Below are 14,090 nucleotides of genomic sequence, written 5' to 3'. Positions count from 1 at the left end.
CCTGTGCCATTCGCGCGTCGTGCAAAAAGCAAGAGTAAACGGCAAGTCGCGAAAGTTTACAAGCCGCTCACGCCGACTTGTGTGTAATGGAATGGGCAAGACGAGCCTCATGCTTGAGGTAGCCTCGGATCTTTGTCTATCATCAGATGCAACCAAATATGTCGATGGCTTATTGTGGGCATCATTGAAACAAGAACGATTGACATCGACGGGCATTGAGCTTTTGGATGCACCATCGAGTCTTGTTGAGTTAGAAGAAATCTTGTGTGCCGAAGCGGGCGATATATTCGGACAAGAGTTCCACAATTTTGAAGAGGCGAAAGATTTTCTTCAAGGCAAGAGAATTTTGCTTTGCCTAGACAATCTTGAAACGATTCTTCGTGATCACCCGTTGGCGTTCAATGATTTTTATGAAAGCCTGCCTTCTACGTGGAAGGTGATCGTAACGAGTCGAATATCTGTTGAAAGTGCAAAAAATATTCCGCTTGAGGACTTGGACAAACAAGGTGCGACGGCGCTTGCACGTGCCTACCTGCAAAGTAAGGGCGTTCAATCAGTTGACTCAGATTTAATTTCGGAAATTGCAATCGGCTGCAAATTCAATCCGTTAGCCATTCGACTTGCGATTGAACTTTACATTTCAGGCGCGGATGTGCACGAGGCACTGCAACGAACAGAACAGGAGGTTATCTCTTTTTCTTTCAAGAATCTTCTCGATACTCTCTCTCAGCTGCAGAACGACATTCTCGAGGTAATTTTCGTCTTGGAGGATCCAAACCGAATTCAGCTTTGCGGGGCACTTGAATCGAATGCGGATGATGTCTCTGAGGCCGTTGCCGGGCTCTCAAAAATGTCCCTAATATCCAGAATTCCAGTTGAATCAGGTGAGAAATATACACTGGGGAGTTCAATTCGAGATCTTTTGAGAATTTATCCCAGAAATCTTGGGATTCGATCCAAAACCGTGCTGTGGCTGGCAAAAAGTAAGTCATCTAAAGATGAAGCGATAAGATTGCAGCTAGAGCGCAACGTTTCGCCCGTGGATATTGGGTATATTCCTGAGTATGCCTCTGCCGAGCAAATCGCAATGCATAAACAAATAAAATCGGCGATTAAGAACGAAAATCGATCCGCCTTGGTAACACTTGAGGGCCGACTTCGCCAGCAACTAACGTCCGAGGCGACTTCCTCCTTCTTGCACCGCCTTTACGGCTGGATAACTTCAGAGCTTGACGATGCGGCCTCCGCGATAACGCATTTTCAACGTGCATCGGCGATCGATTCCGAAGATCCATCTCCTCTTTTTGGACTGATGCAAATTCGAATCTCGCAACAAAATTGGGTGGAGGTTGGATCGGTCAGTAGGCAGTTGATTGATGCAGGCTGGGGAGAGCCGATCCGCTCGCAGAACTACTACGCCAACAGGATTTGGGCGAGTTACTTACAAGCAGAAAACATAGCGTCACGATTTGATGAAGTGTTCGCACAGACGGTAGATTGGCAAAATCGAATCCGTGAACTTCCTAGCTGGAGCATAGGTCGAGCGGCGGCGTACAGGCGTCTTGCGGACTCGGAATGTCGGCGCCATGCGTGCGATGACGCGCGACTTGGACAGTTATTGTCGAAAGCCTCGCGGCTCCTGATGAAGGTTATCGTTGGCGAGGGATTCGCCAAGTGGATTCTCCCCGAAGTGAAGAAGCTCGGTAGTGAGCTAGTCTACTACCACGGCCGCGGGTTCAACTTTCAAGCCTTTAAGGCGGAGGATCTGAGCGCGATACTCTCTTTCCTCGAATCATATCTCAGAGAAAAGCCGTTGCTTGGTAATGCCGGAACCACCGATGTCGAAATTAGCAATTTGCTTGCTGCGTGCGGTCGAGCACCGAAATCGGACGGCTCTCTGCAGGCCATGCAAGGTAGCGTCGCGACTCCGCCGTCGAATCGAGAAAAATTCGAGGATGGTAGTTTTGTATTTGCAAAGCTAAAGAACGGAACTAAAAATAATACTAACTATGTTTTCGCCCAAGACGAACACGGAGTGGACTATTTCGTCCATATGGACGTGTTTGAGGATGGGAACTGGGCAAATCGTCACTTGCTGGTTGCCGACGTAGAGCTAGCTTTGCGTTATGAGCAAAACAGTTCGGGTAACGCGCTCCGCGCCATCGAGGCATGGCTTATTCAATAGGATAGTACTAGTCGCTTTGTAACATCGGTGTCGCTTTAGACGTTTGAGGTAACGCGCGATAGTACAAACCGACTGTACCGGTCGATAGGTGGCAGTCCGCAAGTTGGACTAAACCTGACGTCTAAACGGACGAGCCAAGGGGGCGGTGAAGACCGCTACTGGCCGAACCCGGTCCGACGCTGAACTTCCGTACTCGACCCCGAAGGGACACTCAACATTCTACGAAGCGGACATTCGTGGCTTAACTACACATCGAATCGACGACCGTTAAGCGCGCAGAAAGGTATGCTGGTTACTCTCTTTTAGCGGTAAAGAATTTGTCGTTTCAGGTCGGTCGAAATCTCAAGCGCGGTTGCATACCATTGTTTGAGCATGGCTCCGCTGCAGACGTTAGTCCGGAAATTGCGCTGGAGATTCCGGTCTATCTCGACGCTCTGGCCATTCTGACGATAGCTGGCCGTGTAAACAATCTCCTCGTTCCTGCTGTCGACCTCGGGTGGAATCGCGATGATCTGCGCACCTGCCGGCAACGTGACCTTGTAGTGTTCGTGCACCGCCGTTCCCACGCAGGGACCATCGAGGGGTCGGCCGGCCTGCGCCAGCACGTAATCCGCGAACGCCTTGATCGAGCTGTACCCGGGCATCACCGGAATGGCTAGCGCCGCCGGGCCCGGCATGAGCGCCATGTTATTGACGGTCCCGATCAGATCGAGTCTGAGCGGTTGATCGATTTCGTCGCTGCTGAGCGCGGCGACGCGCAGCGACCCCGTGAGACCGATTTTCTCGAGTAGCTCATAGCCGATCCGATCGGCCTTGTATCGTGACAGTGCGAGTCGAGGCGTAAACGCGGCCTGTCCGTTCATCACGAACGTGCCGTGGATGTCGGCATTGCCGGTGTTGCCGATCTGAATTGTGTAATCGCTCGACGACATGCTGTTCGCCTCGTTTTGCGGGGGCGTGTGCAGTATTTGTCCCGTCACCGTGTCGAGCGCGGGCTTATCGCTGCTAGCGAACGTCAGTGTCCCGAAGGGGGAGAAGCCGCTTGTCGTGTCGGCGAACACGCCAAATTCTGGCAGCCAGGTGATGGCGTGATTGAATCCCGCCACCGCCGGGACCGACGGTAAGCGATAGCTGTTGCCCAGGTTGACGAGTATGCTGTCTGCGCGTATGCCCTTCGCACTGAGCAAGGCGATAAACAGCGCATCATGGTCCTTACAATCGCCATAGCCGTTGCTCAGCACCTGGTCAGCGCTATGCGGAACCACCGGCCCCGAGCCAACCCAGACGGCCAGGTAGCGGATGTTCCGACTGACCCAGTCGTAAATGAGCATGGCCTGCTGCCGCCTGTCCGTTACGTTTTGCGTGATCTGCTCAGCAAGCTTCCGGATGGGCTCGGACGCTCGCATTTGCGGGCGAGCACGTTGCTCGTAGGCCTGCCCCAGTTGTGCATAGTCGGTGAAATTCGTTGCGACGAAGTACGGGCCGGTATCGAGCGGGGATACGGCGTCGGCTTGCTCATGCGTCGGTCCACTTGCGGGCGTGCGGTAACGATAAACCTGGACATGTCGCGTACCCTGCACGGTATCGCTGACGGATTGCATGCCCTTTGCATCAATCCGTGCTGGCATGCCGATGGGCGTATCGAGGGTTTCCTGCACGTTGTCGTACTCCTGCGTTGGCGGGAAATACGCAATCTCGTCGAACTTGCCGGGTAGCATCGTCTCGCGATCAGTCAGCGTGTAACTGAGTTGAACGGTATCGCCTCGCCTGACGGCGGGAAACACAACGAGACGTAGATGTTCTGAACTGAACATCGGGGCGACGGCAGTAGTCGGGGTAGGCTGATCGAATACAGCGTCTTTCAGGTTGGCCGCCACGTTTTCGCCGTTGGCGTGCACCGTTTGCGCTTTGTCGATCGTCAGCGTTTGCAGATCCGCGTCATAGGACACGGCATACTGGGAAAACCGCTGGAGTGCTGCGTCGCTCGATAACACGAGGCTAAGCGTTACGCGTCTGACTGCCCGGCCCGAGTCGTCAACTGTGACTACGCGTTCATATTGGGTATATCGGTAATCTGGTGTGTCCGCCGAGTGCGCGGGGAGTGTATAGGCTAGTACCACGCCCAATGACGCTACCCGGGCGATCTGAGGCGCGAGACAAAGAAGCTGAGTTTTCATGGACGCCATGTCGAATGAGTTGGGGATTCTGTGTGTCCGCCTAACGTGCTCGCGAAGGATTGTCGCCGAACTCAGGCCGACAACTCAATGACTGTTTGTGGCTGGCTGTCGCCAAATGGGGCATCACCCTCGCGAGGTGCCGAGGCGCCATGGAGGTGCCCTATGCGCAGGTCCGATCCCATGAACTTGATCTGAAAGGAAATTCTGGTGGAATCGAGCGGATCAATTATTCGACGGCGTTGCTGGTGCGGTATCAGAGCCAGCCATTGATCTCATGGAGAACGCCTTATCCGGCGGCTATAGGGCCAAACACCCAGGCATCGACAGCATAGCGACCCCACATCGCTTTCCGCGCGACCGCAACCCTCGCGGCCAAACTTCATCGCGCTCCTCGCCCACGCGCCGGGTGCCGCGCCCGCGCCAAGGCGCTCTGAAGCCTGCCAATCCGCTTGCGAACGTCCTGAGCGCCATCGAACAACAGAGGTTCGAGATGATCGCTGAGGAGTTGGGTCAGGCCGTGATACCCGGACACCACCGGAAACGGAGACGCTCTGACCTGGCGTTTCTTGGCCAACTGATCGATAACCTCAATAACACGGTTGCGTTGTAGTACATAGTAATCCTCAGCGACAGAATGACGGGCGCTGCCAGCCGCACCGTGAAGCACGAAATACTTCATGAGTTCGGGCGACGTCAAGGTCTCGATCGCCCGCCATGCCCGGCGGGCAGCCGCTTCGCCATTCCTCGACGGTATCGTCAGCAAGGCGCCGCCAAGCGGCGATAACGGCACCACGTCGCTCGAGAACGTCGGGTGCAATTGAAGCCCAACGCGCCCCCCCTTTTGCCACAGTGCATGACTGTCGAGCATGCCGTAGCGATTCGACCAGTGGTAGCACATCGCAGCCTTTCCCGAGCCGAAGATCTGCGCATTGCGCGTCCAGTGCAAGCTGCGAAGCGGGGCAGGCGACCATGGAACCAGCGCGCGAAGGTACTCGATGACCTGCCTGCCTGCTTCGCTCTCGACCTGCAGAACTCCATCGTCGAAATCGACGCCTCCCTGCGCGCCGAGAATCTGCAGGAACGATTCTGCGAGCGGCAAACCGGGTGCTGCATTCCACGCGATACCTGCGCGGTCCTGACTCGGCCGTTGCAGTCGGGCTGCGCAACGCAGCACATCGTCGAAGCTCCGAGGGGGAGCGAGCCCTTCAGCCTCGAACAGATCTTGCCGGTACCAGAGAAAGTCGACGGTGGGCTGCAGCGGGATGGCGTACAACCGTCCTTCAGACCAACCGGCCTGCCACACCGCATCATAAAAGTCCGAGCCCGAGAAGCTGCTTTCGGCCTGCAAGGTTTGCAGCTCAAGCAAGCGCCCGTTTTCGCACCGTTCTGCGAGCCACGGGAATGGAATCGCCGCGAGCAGCGGTGCCGTGGCTTCGACCGGCGAAGGGTCCGTGAGCACCTTGTCGAGCGCAGTACGGTAGGTGTCCTGAGGAAAGGCCATGATACGCATGCGATGCCCGAGGAATCGTTCGATGTCGGACCGGTTGCGTTTGAGGATGTCGAACACCGGATCTTCATAAGCGACAAGCGTCAACTCGACGGAATCGTTGAAGCCGTCTGTTGCCGGACGTGGCCACGGAATACCCGAATCCCCGGCAAATCTCCCGGCATCGAAGCGGTCAACCGAGTCGTCGCGACTTGCGCCCACAATCATCTTCACCGTCTGTTCGGTGATTCTGTCCAGGCGATCGAGCAACGCTGCAGTCGGGACGACGACAGCCCGATTGCCGGAACCCAATACGCCGCGAAACTCAAGCAAGCCTTTTGCCTTCAGCGCAAACACAATGCGACGCGCGCTGGTGCGCGGCAACCCGGACAGATCGGCAAGCGAGGTGATCGTCATGGGCCGGTCGCGCAGATGATTCTGCAAGAGGGGCGCGAGGACTGGCCAGATGGCCTGCGCTTCGCCACCGAGTTCGGTGCGCAGTATGTCCGCCACCTTGTCGATTGCCGCGATGGCCGCGAGCCGGTCGTACGCAAGCATGTGGGTCTCCTCCGGGCAGGGAATTTTCGTTGTAAATATATGATAACAATGAAAATAACCAGAATGGACATTTCTTTCGCATCCACCCGGAGAGCCTTGTCATAGGATGCAGGCACGGACCCGTTTGCAGACGGGCCGACTACATAATCAGATGGCAACCATCTTGAATGGGACTGGAGTCAGCGCCAAAGCGCCAGCGCCGGTCGACACAGGAGACAAGCATGAAAGGAGTGGCACGCCTCATCGCCGTCTTGGCGACAGTCGTATTCAGCTTAAGCGCTGTCGCACAGGGAGTCCGGTTTGTCGTCGTATCCCACGCGCCCGATGCCGATCCGTTCTGGAACGTCGTGAAGAACGGCATCGCCGATGCGCAAACAGACTTCGCCGTCTCGGTCGACTATCGCAACCCGCCGAATGGCGACCTCGCCGATATGGTTCATCTGCTCCAACAGGCCGCTGCCCGCAACTATGACGGCGTGGCCACCACGATCGCCGACATGGATGTCGTGCGTGCCCCTGTCAAGACCATCGTGGCAAAGGGTATCCCCGTCATCACCTACAACTCCGGCACCGCGCAGCAGAGCAAGGAACTGGGCGCGCTGCTGCACGTCGGCCAGCCGGAGTATGTGGCAGGCAAGGAGGCCGGCGAACGCGCCAAAGCCGCCGGGGTCAAGAGCTTCCTGTGCGTGAATAACAACGTGACCAACCCGTCTTCTTTTGACCGCTGCCGCGGTTTCGCCGAAGCCATCGGTGCCGATTTCAAGAAGTCCACGCTCGATTCCGGCAACGACCCCATCCAGGTAGAAAACAAGGTCTTTGCAGCGCTGCACGCGCACCCGAACACGCAGGCCGTGTTGGCGCTGGGCCCGACCTCGGCCGTCCCTGCGCTGAGGGCGGTCGCCAAACTCGGCCTGACGGGCAAGATATTCTTCGCCACCTTCGACCTCACACCGGAGATCAGCAAAGGCATCGAGGCCGGTACGGTAGCGTTCGCCATCGATCAGCAGCCCTACTTGCAGGGCTACATCCCGGTCGCACTGCTGGCGCTCATGAAACAGGACAAAACGTCTGATATTCACAAGGCCATCGCGGCGCTGCAAGGCAATCAGCAGTTTCAGCAGCGTATCAGGACTTATGGCCTCACGCCGCGCTTCGGCCCGAACGGAGTGGACACCGGACCGGGCTTTGTGACGCGGGACAACGTTGCGCTCGTCGAAAAGTACGCCGGACAGTACCGCTGAAGCCGGCCCCGCCGTCGCGCAGGAATTCACGTGAGCTTGCGTAGCACTATCCCAGACATTACCCATCAGAGGTTCACCATGTTTCAACTGGCTGTATGCGCTGAAATGGTTTTTCGCCATCTCCCTTTTACCGAACGCGTGAGAAAGATCGCCGAACTCGGATTCCTCGTGGAGATATGGGACTGGACGAAACACGATATCGCGGCGCTACAGGAGACGGGTGCATCGTTCTCCTCGATGACCGGATATATCGAAGGCGATCTGATTACGGAAAGTGGAACTCAGGCGCTGATCCAGACCGCCGGGCAATCCATCGAGGTGGCGAAGCGGCTACGCTGTCCTCGTTTGAACCTGCATGGAACGGGCCTTGACGGCAACGGCATGCCCGTCAGGCCGATCCCTGTTGTGACGGGTGCGATGTGGCTTGCCGCGCAGCGTACGCTAAGGCAGGTAGCGGAACTTGGGCGTCGCGCGGATGTGGCTTTTTGCCTCGAAAACCTCAACGCGGAAGTCGACCATCCTGGTGTCCCTTTCGCAAAAGCGGCCGACACGTTGGCACTGGTGAAGGCGGTCGACAGCCCGCATCTGCGCCTCAATCTCGACCTGTATCACGCCCAGATTGGCGAGGGCAACCTGATCGAACTGGTCCGCAGCGCGCTTCCTTTTGTTGGCGAAATCCAGGTTGCCGATGTTCCGGGCCGCTGCGAACCGGGCACGGGAGAGATCAATTACCCGGCCGTTGCGAGAGCGCTGGCAAAAGCCGGATATCGTGGTGTGGTCGCCATGGAGGCGTGGGCTAGCGGCGACGACGAAGTCGCATTGCACCGCTTCCGGGAGGCTTTCACGGTCTAGGCCGCAAAGGCATTCAAGGCTGTCAAAGCGATGGGGATTGAGCTCGAAACAGATTCAGGCGGCTTTTTCAAAATATATCGTAGTCCATATCAACTATGAGCCATCAAGGGCGACTTGATTGCTTATGAAACTTCGTATGAAAGGCGCTCTAACATGTTAAATATTGCCCTTTTGGGTGCGGGACGGATCGGTCAGGTCCACGCCAGGTCGATCTCTGCCAATCCCGACTGCACGCTGGCGGCCGTGGCCGATGTCGCCGCAGAGGCGGCACACAACCTTGCCGCCCGTTTTCAGGCCAAGGTCCGTTCCGTTGACGATATCCTCGCCGACGCTGCGATCGACGCGGTACTGATCGCCACTTCAACGGACACGCATTCCGACCTTATCGAACGCGCAACGGCGGCAGGAAAGGCGGTGCTGTGCGAGAAACCGGTGGATCTCGCGCTCGAGCGCGCGCTGGCATGTCAGGCCAAGGTGGCGAGGACAGGCAAGCCGGTCATGATCGGCTTCAATCGCCGCTTCGACCCAAATTTTGCCGCGCTGAAGGCGGCCGTCGACAGCGGGGAGATTGGTAAAGCCGAGCTGTTGGCCATTACCTCCTTCGATCCGGCGCCTCCCCCCGTTTCCTACATCAAGGTATCGGGCGGCTTGTTCCGCGACATGATGATTCACGACTTCGACATCGCTTGCTGGATCATGGGCGGGGCACCATCGAAGGTAACGGCGACGGCCTCGTCGCTTGTCGACTCTGAGATCGGCGCGGCGGGAGACGTGGACACCGCTGTGGTGACCCTCTCGTGGGCCGACGGTCGCATCGCCGTGGTGAAGAATTCCCGCCGCGCGGGGTATGGGTACGATCAGCGTATCGAGCTTCTCGGCTCCGAAGGTCTTCTTTCGGCGAAGAATGAACTGGAGAACACGATCGAGAAGATTACCCGCGAAGGCACCCGATCCGCGAAACCCGTCTATTTCTTCCTCGAGCGATACATGCGCGCGTACGAGGCGGAATGGGCCGCGTTCGTCCACGCCATCAAGACAGGTACGCCCGTGCCTGTGACGCTTGCAGACGGGATAGCGGCGCTTGCCTGCGCCGAGGCGGCAACACGCTCCGTGCGGACCGGCGAGACGGTGGCGCTCAGGCCTGAAATGCCTGGGGGCCTGTGATGCAAGAGGCGGGTTGATCAGCGGAGTGTGCAGACGCGGGCGGCACTGGAATAAACCGGTGTGCGTCGGCGTTTACCCATGATGCAACCACGTCCCGTGGCGGCGAGCCTCTAGTCGGAGGATGCCTGCGGCCAATCATCATGGACAACCTGCTTCGCGCCGGGAGTACCTGCAGCAGCTTGCTCGTGCGTCCCGGCTTCGTTGCGGCCGCGGCCGCTGTGCTCCTGCTGCTGTGCCTGCTCATCTCAAGGGGCGCGCTTGCGCAGTCGGCCACAGCCGGCCCGCTTGCGCCGGCTGTGGCCGATGCCTCGGTGGCATGCACTCACGCCGCCACGCCGGATTCCGCGAGCACGGACATCGAGCAGTTCCGCGGCCTTACGCCTGACCAACAGGCCACGTCATTGCGCATGCGGATCGAAAACCACTCGCTGCTGTCCCTATCCGACGCCCAGATCCTGTCCCTGATGGACGCCATGAGGCCGGAGGCCTTTGTCGAGTACGCACGGTCCGACATGGTGCTCGACAACGCCTATGAGTACGGCATGTTCCGGCAGGAGCGCGTCGCCGGCAGATGGTCCGACCGACCGGATCACATGCTGATCCGCTACCAGGACAATCCCCGCAAGGTCTACGCAAAATGGCTGCCTGACGGACCCCATGCGGGGCAGGAGATTCTGTACGACGAAACCACAGACCCGGACAGCGTCTATGGCCACGTGGGCGGGCTGCTGCGTCTGGTGTCCGGCAAGGTTGCCGTCGACGGCCCGTTCGCGCGCGCCCAGTCGCGCCATAGCGTGCGCGATCTGGGTCTGCAGTTCATCGCGCGTACCGTCGATCATGACGCGAGCAGCTTTCGTGAAGAAGGCCTGACGGCCAGGCCTACCCGTATCGAACTCATCAATGTTCAGGGGGCGCGCTTGCTGGCCTGGACGTGGGTTGCGCCGTCGGGGCCGCCGGCGCACTACGCGCAGCGCGTGCGACTGCTGTTCGATCTTCAGCACCCGTGGCCCGTTGGCGAAGTCGCGTGGGACGAGCGCGGCAGGCTAGTGGAGCGGATCCGTTTCGAAGCGGTCGTGCCGCGCCACTGGAACGGCTCGACCTTCGATCCGCGCAACCCCGACTATGGCTTCCACTGACGCTGACGCTGCCACCCACGCCCACGCGACATGAACCCCGAGGTGATCAAAGCGAACGCTCGATCGCCTGACCAAGCAGTTCCAGACCGAGGTCGATCTCCTCCTCGCGGACGGTCAACGGCGGGGCGATCCGGAAGACTCCGCCCATCCCCGGCAACTGCACGATGTTCATGCTCAGTCCCAGCTTCATGCACTCGCGGGTGATCTTCGAGCCGAGGCCGTCCGCCGGCTCCTTCGTGCGCCGGTCCTTGACGATCTCCATGCCGAGAAGCAGTCCGCGTCCGCGAATGTCGCCGATGCACTCGAAGCGCTCCATCAGATCGAGCAGGCCGCGTCTAAGCCGTTCGCCCATCACGTTCGCACGCGCCACCAGCCCCTCGCGCTCGACCACATCCAGCACCCGCAGGCCGACGGCGGCGGGTAGCGGATCGGATACGTGGGTCGTATAGAACAGATAACCCAGTTCATGAGCGCGCTCCTCGATCTGCGCGGAGGTGACGACGGCCGCGAGCGGCAGGCCGGCGCCCAGCGTCTTTGAGAGGGTGAGGATATCGGGCGTGACGCCGTCGTGCTGACAGGCGAACATCGTGCCGGTACGCCCGACGCCGGTTTGCGCTTCATCGAGGATCAACAGCATGCCGCGCTCTTCGCATTTGCGCTTCAGCGCGGCCATGTAGCCTGGCGGCAGTTCGATGATGCCGCCGGAACTGAGGATCGGCTCGGCGATGAAGGCCGCGAGATTGCCGCTGGACTGGCGGTCGATGAGATCGAAGGCGTAGTCCAGTTCAGCCAGGTAATCGTAGGTGCCGTTGCGCTCGAACCGCGGCCGGTACAGGAACGGGGCAGGGATCGCGAACGAGCCGACGGCAGCCGGCCCGACGCCCTTGCGGCCGGCGCTGTAGGTCGCGGAGGCGGCCGCCCCGGTCATGCCGTGCCAGGACTGCGCAAAACCCACGATTTCGTATTTGCCGGTGACCAGCTTCGCCATGCGTATGGCGGCCTCGTTCGACTCCGCGCCGGTACTGAGCAGCAGCGCCCGGTCGAGCCCGTCGGGCGTGATGTCGGCGAGTCGGGTGGCCAGGTCCACCACGGGGCGCGACAGCATCCCGCTGAAGAGGTGGTCGAGCTTGCCGGCGTATTCGTTGATAACCGCCACGATCTCCGGATGGCTGTGGCCCAGCACCGCGCTCATCTGTCCCGAGGTGAAGTCCAGGATCGCGCGGCCGTCCGCGTCGTAGACGAAGCTGCCTTGGGCACGCTCGATGATCATCGGCTCGAAGGTGCCGCCGTAGCGGATCAGGTGCTGCCTGGCGTTGCGCCAGAAAGTTGCATCGTCGTTCCGGGACATCTTGCTTCTCCTTGGCTGCTAGCGGGAATGACTTGCAGTCTAGAGGGCTCTCTGGTTTCATAGAAACGAATAGTTCTTATGGAAGCTAGAAGCGAGCCTAATACCTTGAGCCTTTCACTCGAAATCGATCTGCTGCGTTCGTTTGTCGTCATTGCCGAGGTCCGGGCGCTGAGCCGTGCGGCCAACCGGATTGGCCGGACCCAGTCGGCACTGAGTCAGCAGATGAAGCGCCTCGAAGAAATCGTCGATCAGCCGCTGTTCCAGCGCACGGGTCGTGGGGTGGTGCTGACGAATCCCGGCGAACGCCTGCTGATTCACGCGCAACGCATTCTGCGGCTGCACGACGAGGCGATGGCCGATCTGTCCGGTAAAGGCTTGTCGGGGACGATCCGCTTCGGCTGCCCGGACGACTACGCCGCCGTGTTCCTGCCGCAGTTGCTGCGGCAGTTCTCGGGCCAGCACCCGCAAGCGCTGGTGGAAGTGATGTGCGCGCCCACCCCGCGGCTGCTCGAGCAACTGGAGATGCATGCGCTGGATCTGGCGATGATCTCGTTGCCGGAAGACGCCCCGGACGGCGACATCATTCGCCGCGAACCGCTGGTCTGGGTGGGCTATCCGGGACTCGACGCCGCCCACTTCGAGCCGTTGCCACTGGCGCTTTCCGATCCGGACACGCTCGATCACGTAGCCGCATGCGAAGCGCTGCAACGCGCCGGCAGGGCCTACCGCATCGCCTATGCGAGCAGCAGTCTTGCGGGGCTGACGGCGCTGGTCCGCTCGGGGCAGGCGATTGCCGTCATCACGCAGACGGCCGTGGCCCCGGATCTGCACATCCTCAATGGCGATCCGGCGCTGCCGCCGTTGCCGGGCATCGGCATTAGCCTGAAGTTCGAGCGGCAGCGCCCGTCCCATCTGACCGCGGTATTCGCGGAGCACATCAGACTGACGCTGCCCCTGCTGTGATCAGGAAGCTGCCATACCGCTCCAGATCGACATTGCCGCCGCTGACGATCACACCGACCCGCTTGCCCTTCAACTGATCCTTCATGGCGCGGGCCGCCGCGAAGCCGAGACAACCGGTCGGCTCGACGACCATTTTCATTCGTTCTGCGAAGAACTGCATGCAGGCGATCAACTGCGCATCCGTGGCGGTGAGAATGTCGGTGACATCGCGTTGGATGATCGGGAACGTGTGTTGGCCGAGATGCTGGGTCTGCGCGCCGTCGGCGATCGTCTTCGGCGTGTCGATGTGGACGATCGAGCCGGATCGGAACGATTGCTGGCCGTCATTGCCGGCTTCCGGCTCCACACCGTAGATCTTGCAGTCCGGCGCCAGATGGCGCGCCGCGAGCGCCGACCCTGCCAGCAATCCGCCGCCGCCGAGACAGACGAACAAGGCGTCGAGGGTACCGACTTCTTCGATCAGTTCCTTGGCAGCCGTGCCCTGGCCCGCGATCACATCTGGATGGTCGTAGGGCGGAATCAACGTCATGCCGTGCTGTTCGGCGAGATTCCGGCCAATCGCTTCGCGATCTTCCGTATAACGGTCGTAGGTCACGACGTTGCCGCCATATCCTTTGGTGGCGGCGACTTTGGCGGCCGGCGCATCCAGCGGCATGATGATGGTGGCGGGAATGCCGAGCAGTTTCGCCGCCAGCGCAATGGCCTGGGCGTGATTGCCAGAGGAGAACGCCACTACGCCGGCCGCGCGTTGGCGCGCGTCGAATTTCGACAACGCGTTCATCGCGCCACGAAACTTGAATGCACCCATACGCTGGTAGTTTTCGCACTTGAAGAACACTTGCGCGCCCATCTCTTCGTTGGCCGTGCGCGAGGTCATGACGGGCGTGCGGTTCGCCGTGGCCGCGATGCGTTCGGCTGCGGCGGCGACGTCGGTGTAAGTCGGAAGATTCAGCATGTGTTGTCCATCAATGGTTGAGTGC

Annotated in this window: 10 protein-coding genes; 6 read left to right on the top strand and 4 right to left on the bottom strand. The window is 59.6% G+C overall.

The genetic code is table 11. From position 1 onward, the window contains the following. Positions 1 to 2,185: hypothetical protein (locus P3T42_RS04100; RefSeq protein WP_429305237.1), on the top strand; the 2,185-nt coding region annotated here is incomplete at its 5' end. A 302-nt stretch (positions 2,186 to 2,487) separates the two neighbouring features. On the opposite strand, the gene P3T42_RS04095 is transcribed toward P3T42_RS04100, so the two are convergent. After that, positions 2,488 to 4,362 carry a DUF3857 domain-containing transglutaminase family protein gene (locus tag P3T42_RS04095; RefSeq protein WP_429305236.1) on the bottom strand — a complete coding sequence of 625 codons (1,875 nt, stop codon included), beginning with the start codon at positions 4,360 to 4,362 and terminating at the stop codon, positions 2,488 to 2,490. A 379-nt stretch (positions 4,363 to 4,741) separates the two neighbouring features. Then, the gene (locus tag P3T42_RS04090) at positions 4,742 to 6,265 is read right to left on the bottom strand and encodes an extracellular solute-binding protein (protein ID WP_171991751.1); all 1,524 of its coding nucleotides are present in this window, start codon (positions 6,263 to 6,265) and stop codon (positions 4,742 to 4,744) included. Positions 6,266 to 6,627: 362 nt separating this feature from the next. On the opposite strand from P3T42_RS04090, the gene P3T42_RS04085 reads away from it, so the two are divergent. The 4 genes from P3T42_RS04085 (at position 6,628) to P3T42_RS04070 (ending at position 10,799) form a co-directional block, all read left to right on the top strand. Continuing rightward, on the top strand, positions 6,628 to 7,647 hold the full coding sequence (locus P3T42_RS04085; protein ID WP_429305235.1) for a sugar ABC transporter substrate-binding protein: 1,020 nt from the start codon (positions 6,628 to 6,630) through the stop codon (positions 7,645 to 7,647). 78 nt (positions 7,648 to 7,725) lie between these two features. Next, the gene (locus P3T42_RS04080; RefSeq protein WP_429305234.1) at positions 7,726 to 8,499 is read left to right on the top strand and encodes a TIM barrel protein; all 774 of its coding nucleotides are present in this window, start codon (positions 7,726 to 7,728) and stop codon (positions 8,497 to 8,499) included. Positions 8,500 to 8,652: 153 nt separating this feature from the next. Then, positions 8,653 to 9,663 (top strand): inositol 2-dehydrogenase, encoded by a 1,011-nt coding sequence (gene iolG / locus P3T42_RS04075; protein WP_429305233.1) that lies wholly within the window; start codon positions 8,653 to 8,655, stop codon positions 9,661 to 9,663. Between the two features lie 140 nt (positions 9,664 to 9,803). Continuing rightward, entirely contained in the window at positions 9,804 to 10,799 is a 996-nt protein-coding gene (locus tag P3T42_RS04070; RefSeq protein WP_429305232.1) for a DUF1571 domain-containing protein, read from the top strand. Positions 10,800 to 10,845: 46 nt separating this feature from the next. Here P3T42_RS04070 and P3T42_RS04065 read toward each other — a convergent pair whose 3' ends face one another. Further along, the gene (locus P3T42_RS04065) at positions 10,846 to 12,147 is read right to left on the bottom strand and encodes an aspartate aminotransferase family protein (protein WP_074298107.1); all 1,302 of its coding nucleotides are present in this window, start codon (positions 12,145 to 12,147) and stop codon (positions 10,846 to 10,848) included. 78 nt (positions 12,148 to 12,225) lie between these two features. Between P3T42_RS04065 and P3T42_RS04060 the strand changes: the two genes are divergently transcribed. Then, on the top strand, positions 12,226 to 13,110 hold the full coding sequence (locus P3T42_RS04060; RefSeq protein ID WP_074298109.1) for a LysR family transcriptional regulator: 885 nt from the start codon (positions 12,226 to 12,228) through the stop codon (positions 13,108 to 13,110). On the opposite strand, the gene P3T42_RS04055 is transcribed toward P3T42_RS04060, so the two are convergent. Next, positions 13,085 to 14,065 carry a threo-3-hydroxy-L-aspartate ammonia-lyase gene (locus tag P3T42_RS04055; protein ID WP_074298111.1) on the bottom strand — a complete coding sequence of 327 codons (981 nt, stop codon included), beginning with the start codon at positions 14,063 to 14,065 and terminating at the stop codon, positions 13,085 to 13,087. The two genes, P3T42_RS04060 and P3T42_RS04055, sit on opposite strands and share 26 nt — an antisense overlap. Positions 14,066 to 14,090 lie beyond the last annotated feature (25 nt).

This window comes from Paraburkholderia sp. GAS38, from assembly GCF_050434965.1.
Classification (GTDB): Bacteria; Pseudomonadota; Gammaproteobacteria; order Burkholderiales; family Burkholderiaceae; genus Paraburkholderia; species Paraburkholderia phenazinium_A.
Note: the sequence above shows the minus strand (reverse complement) of the source record. Positions and strands in the feature narration are given on the sequence as shown.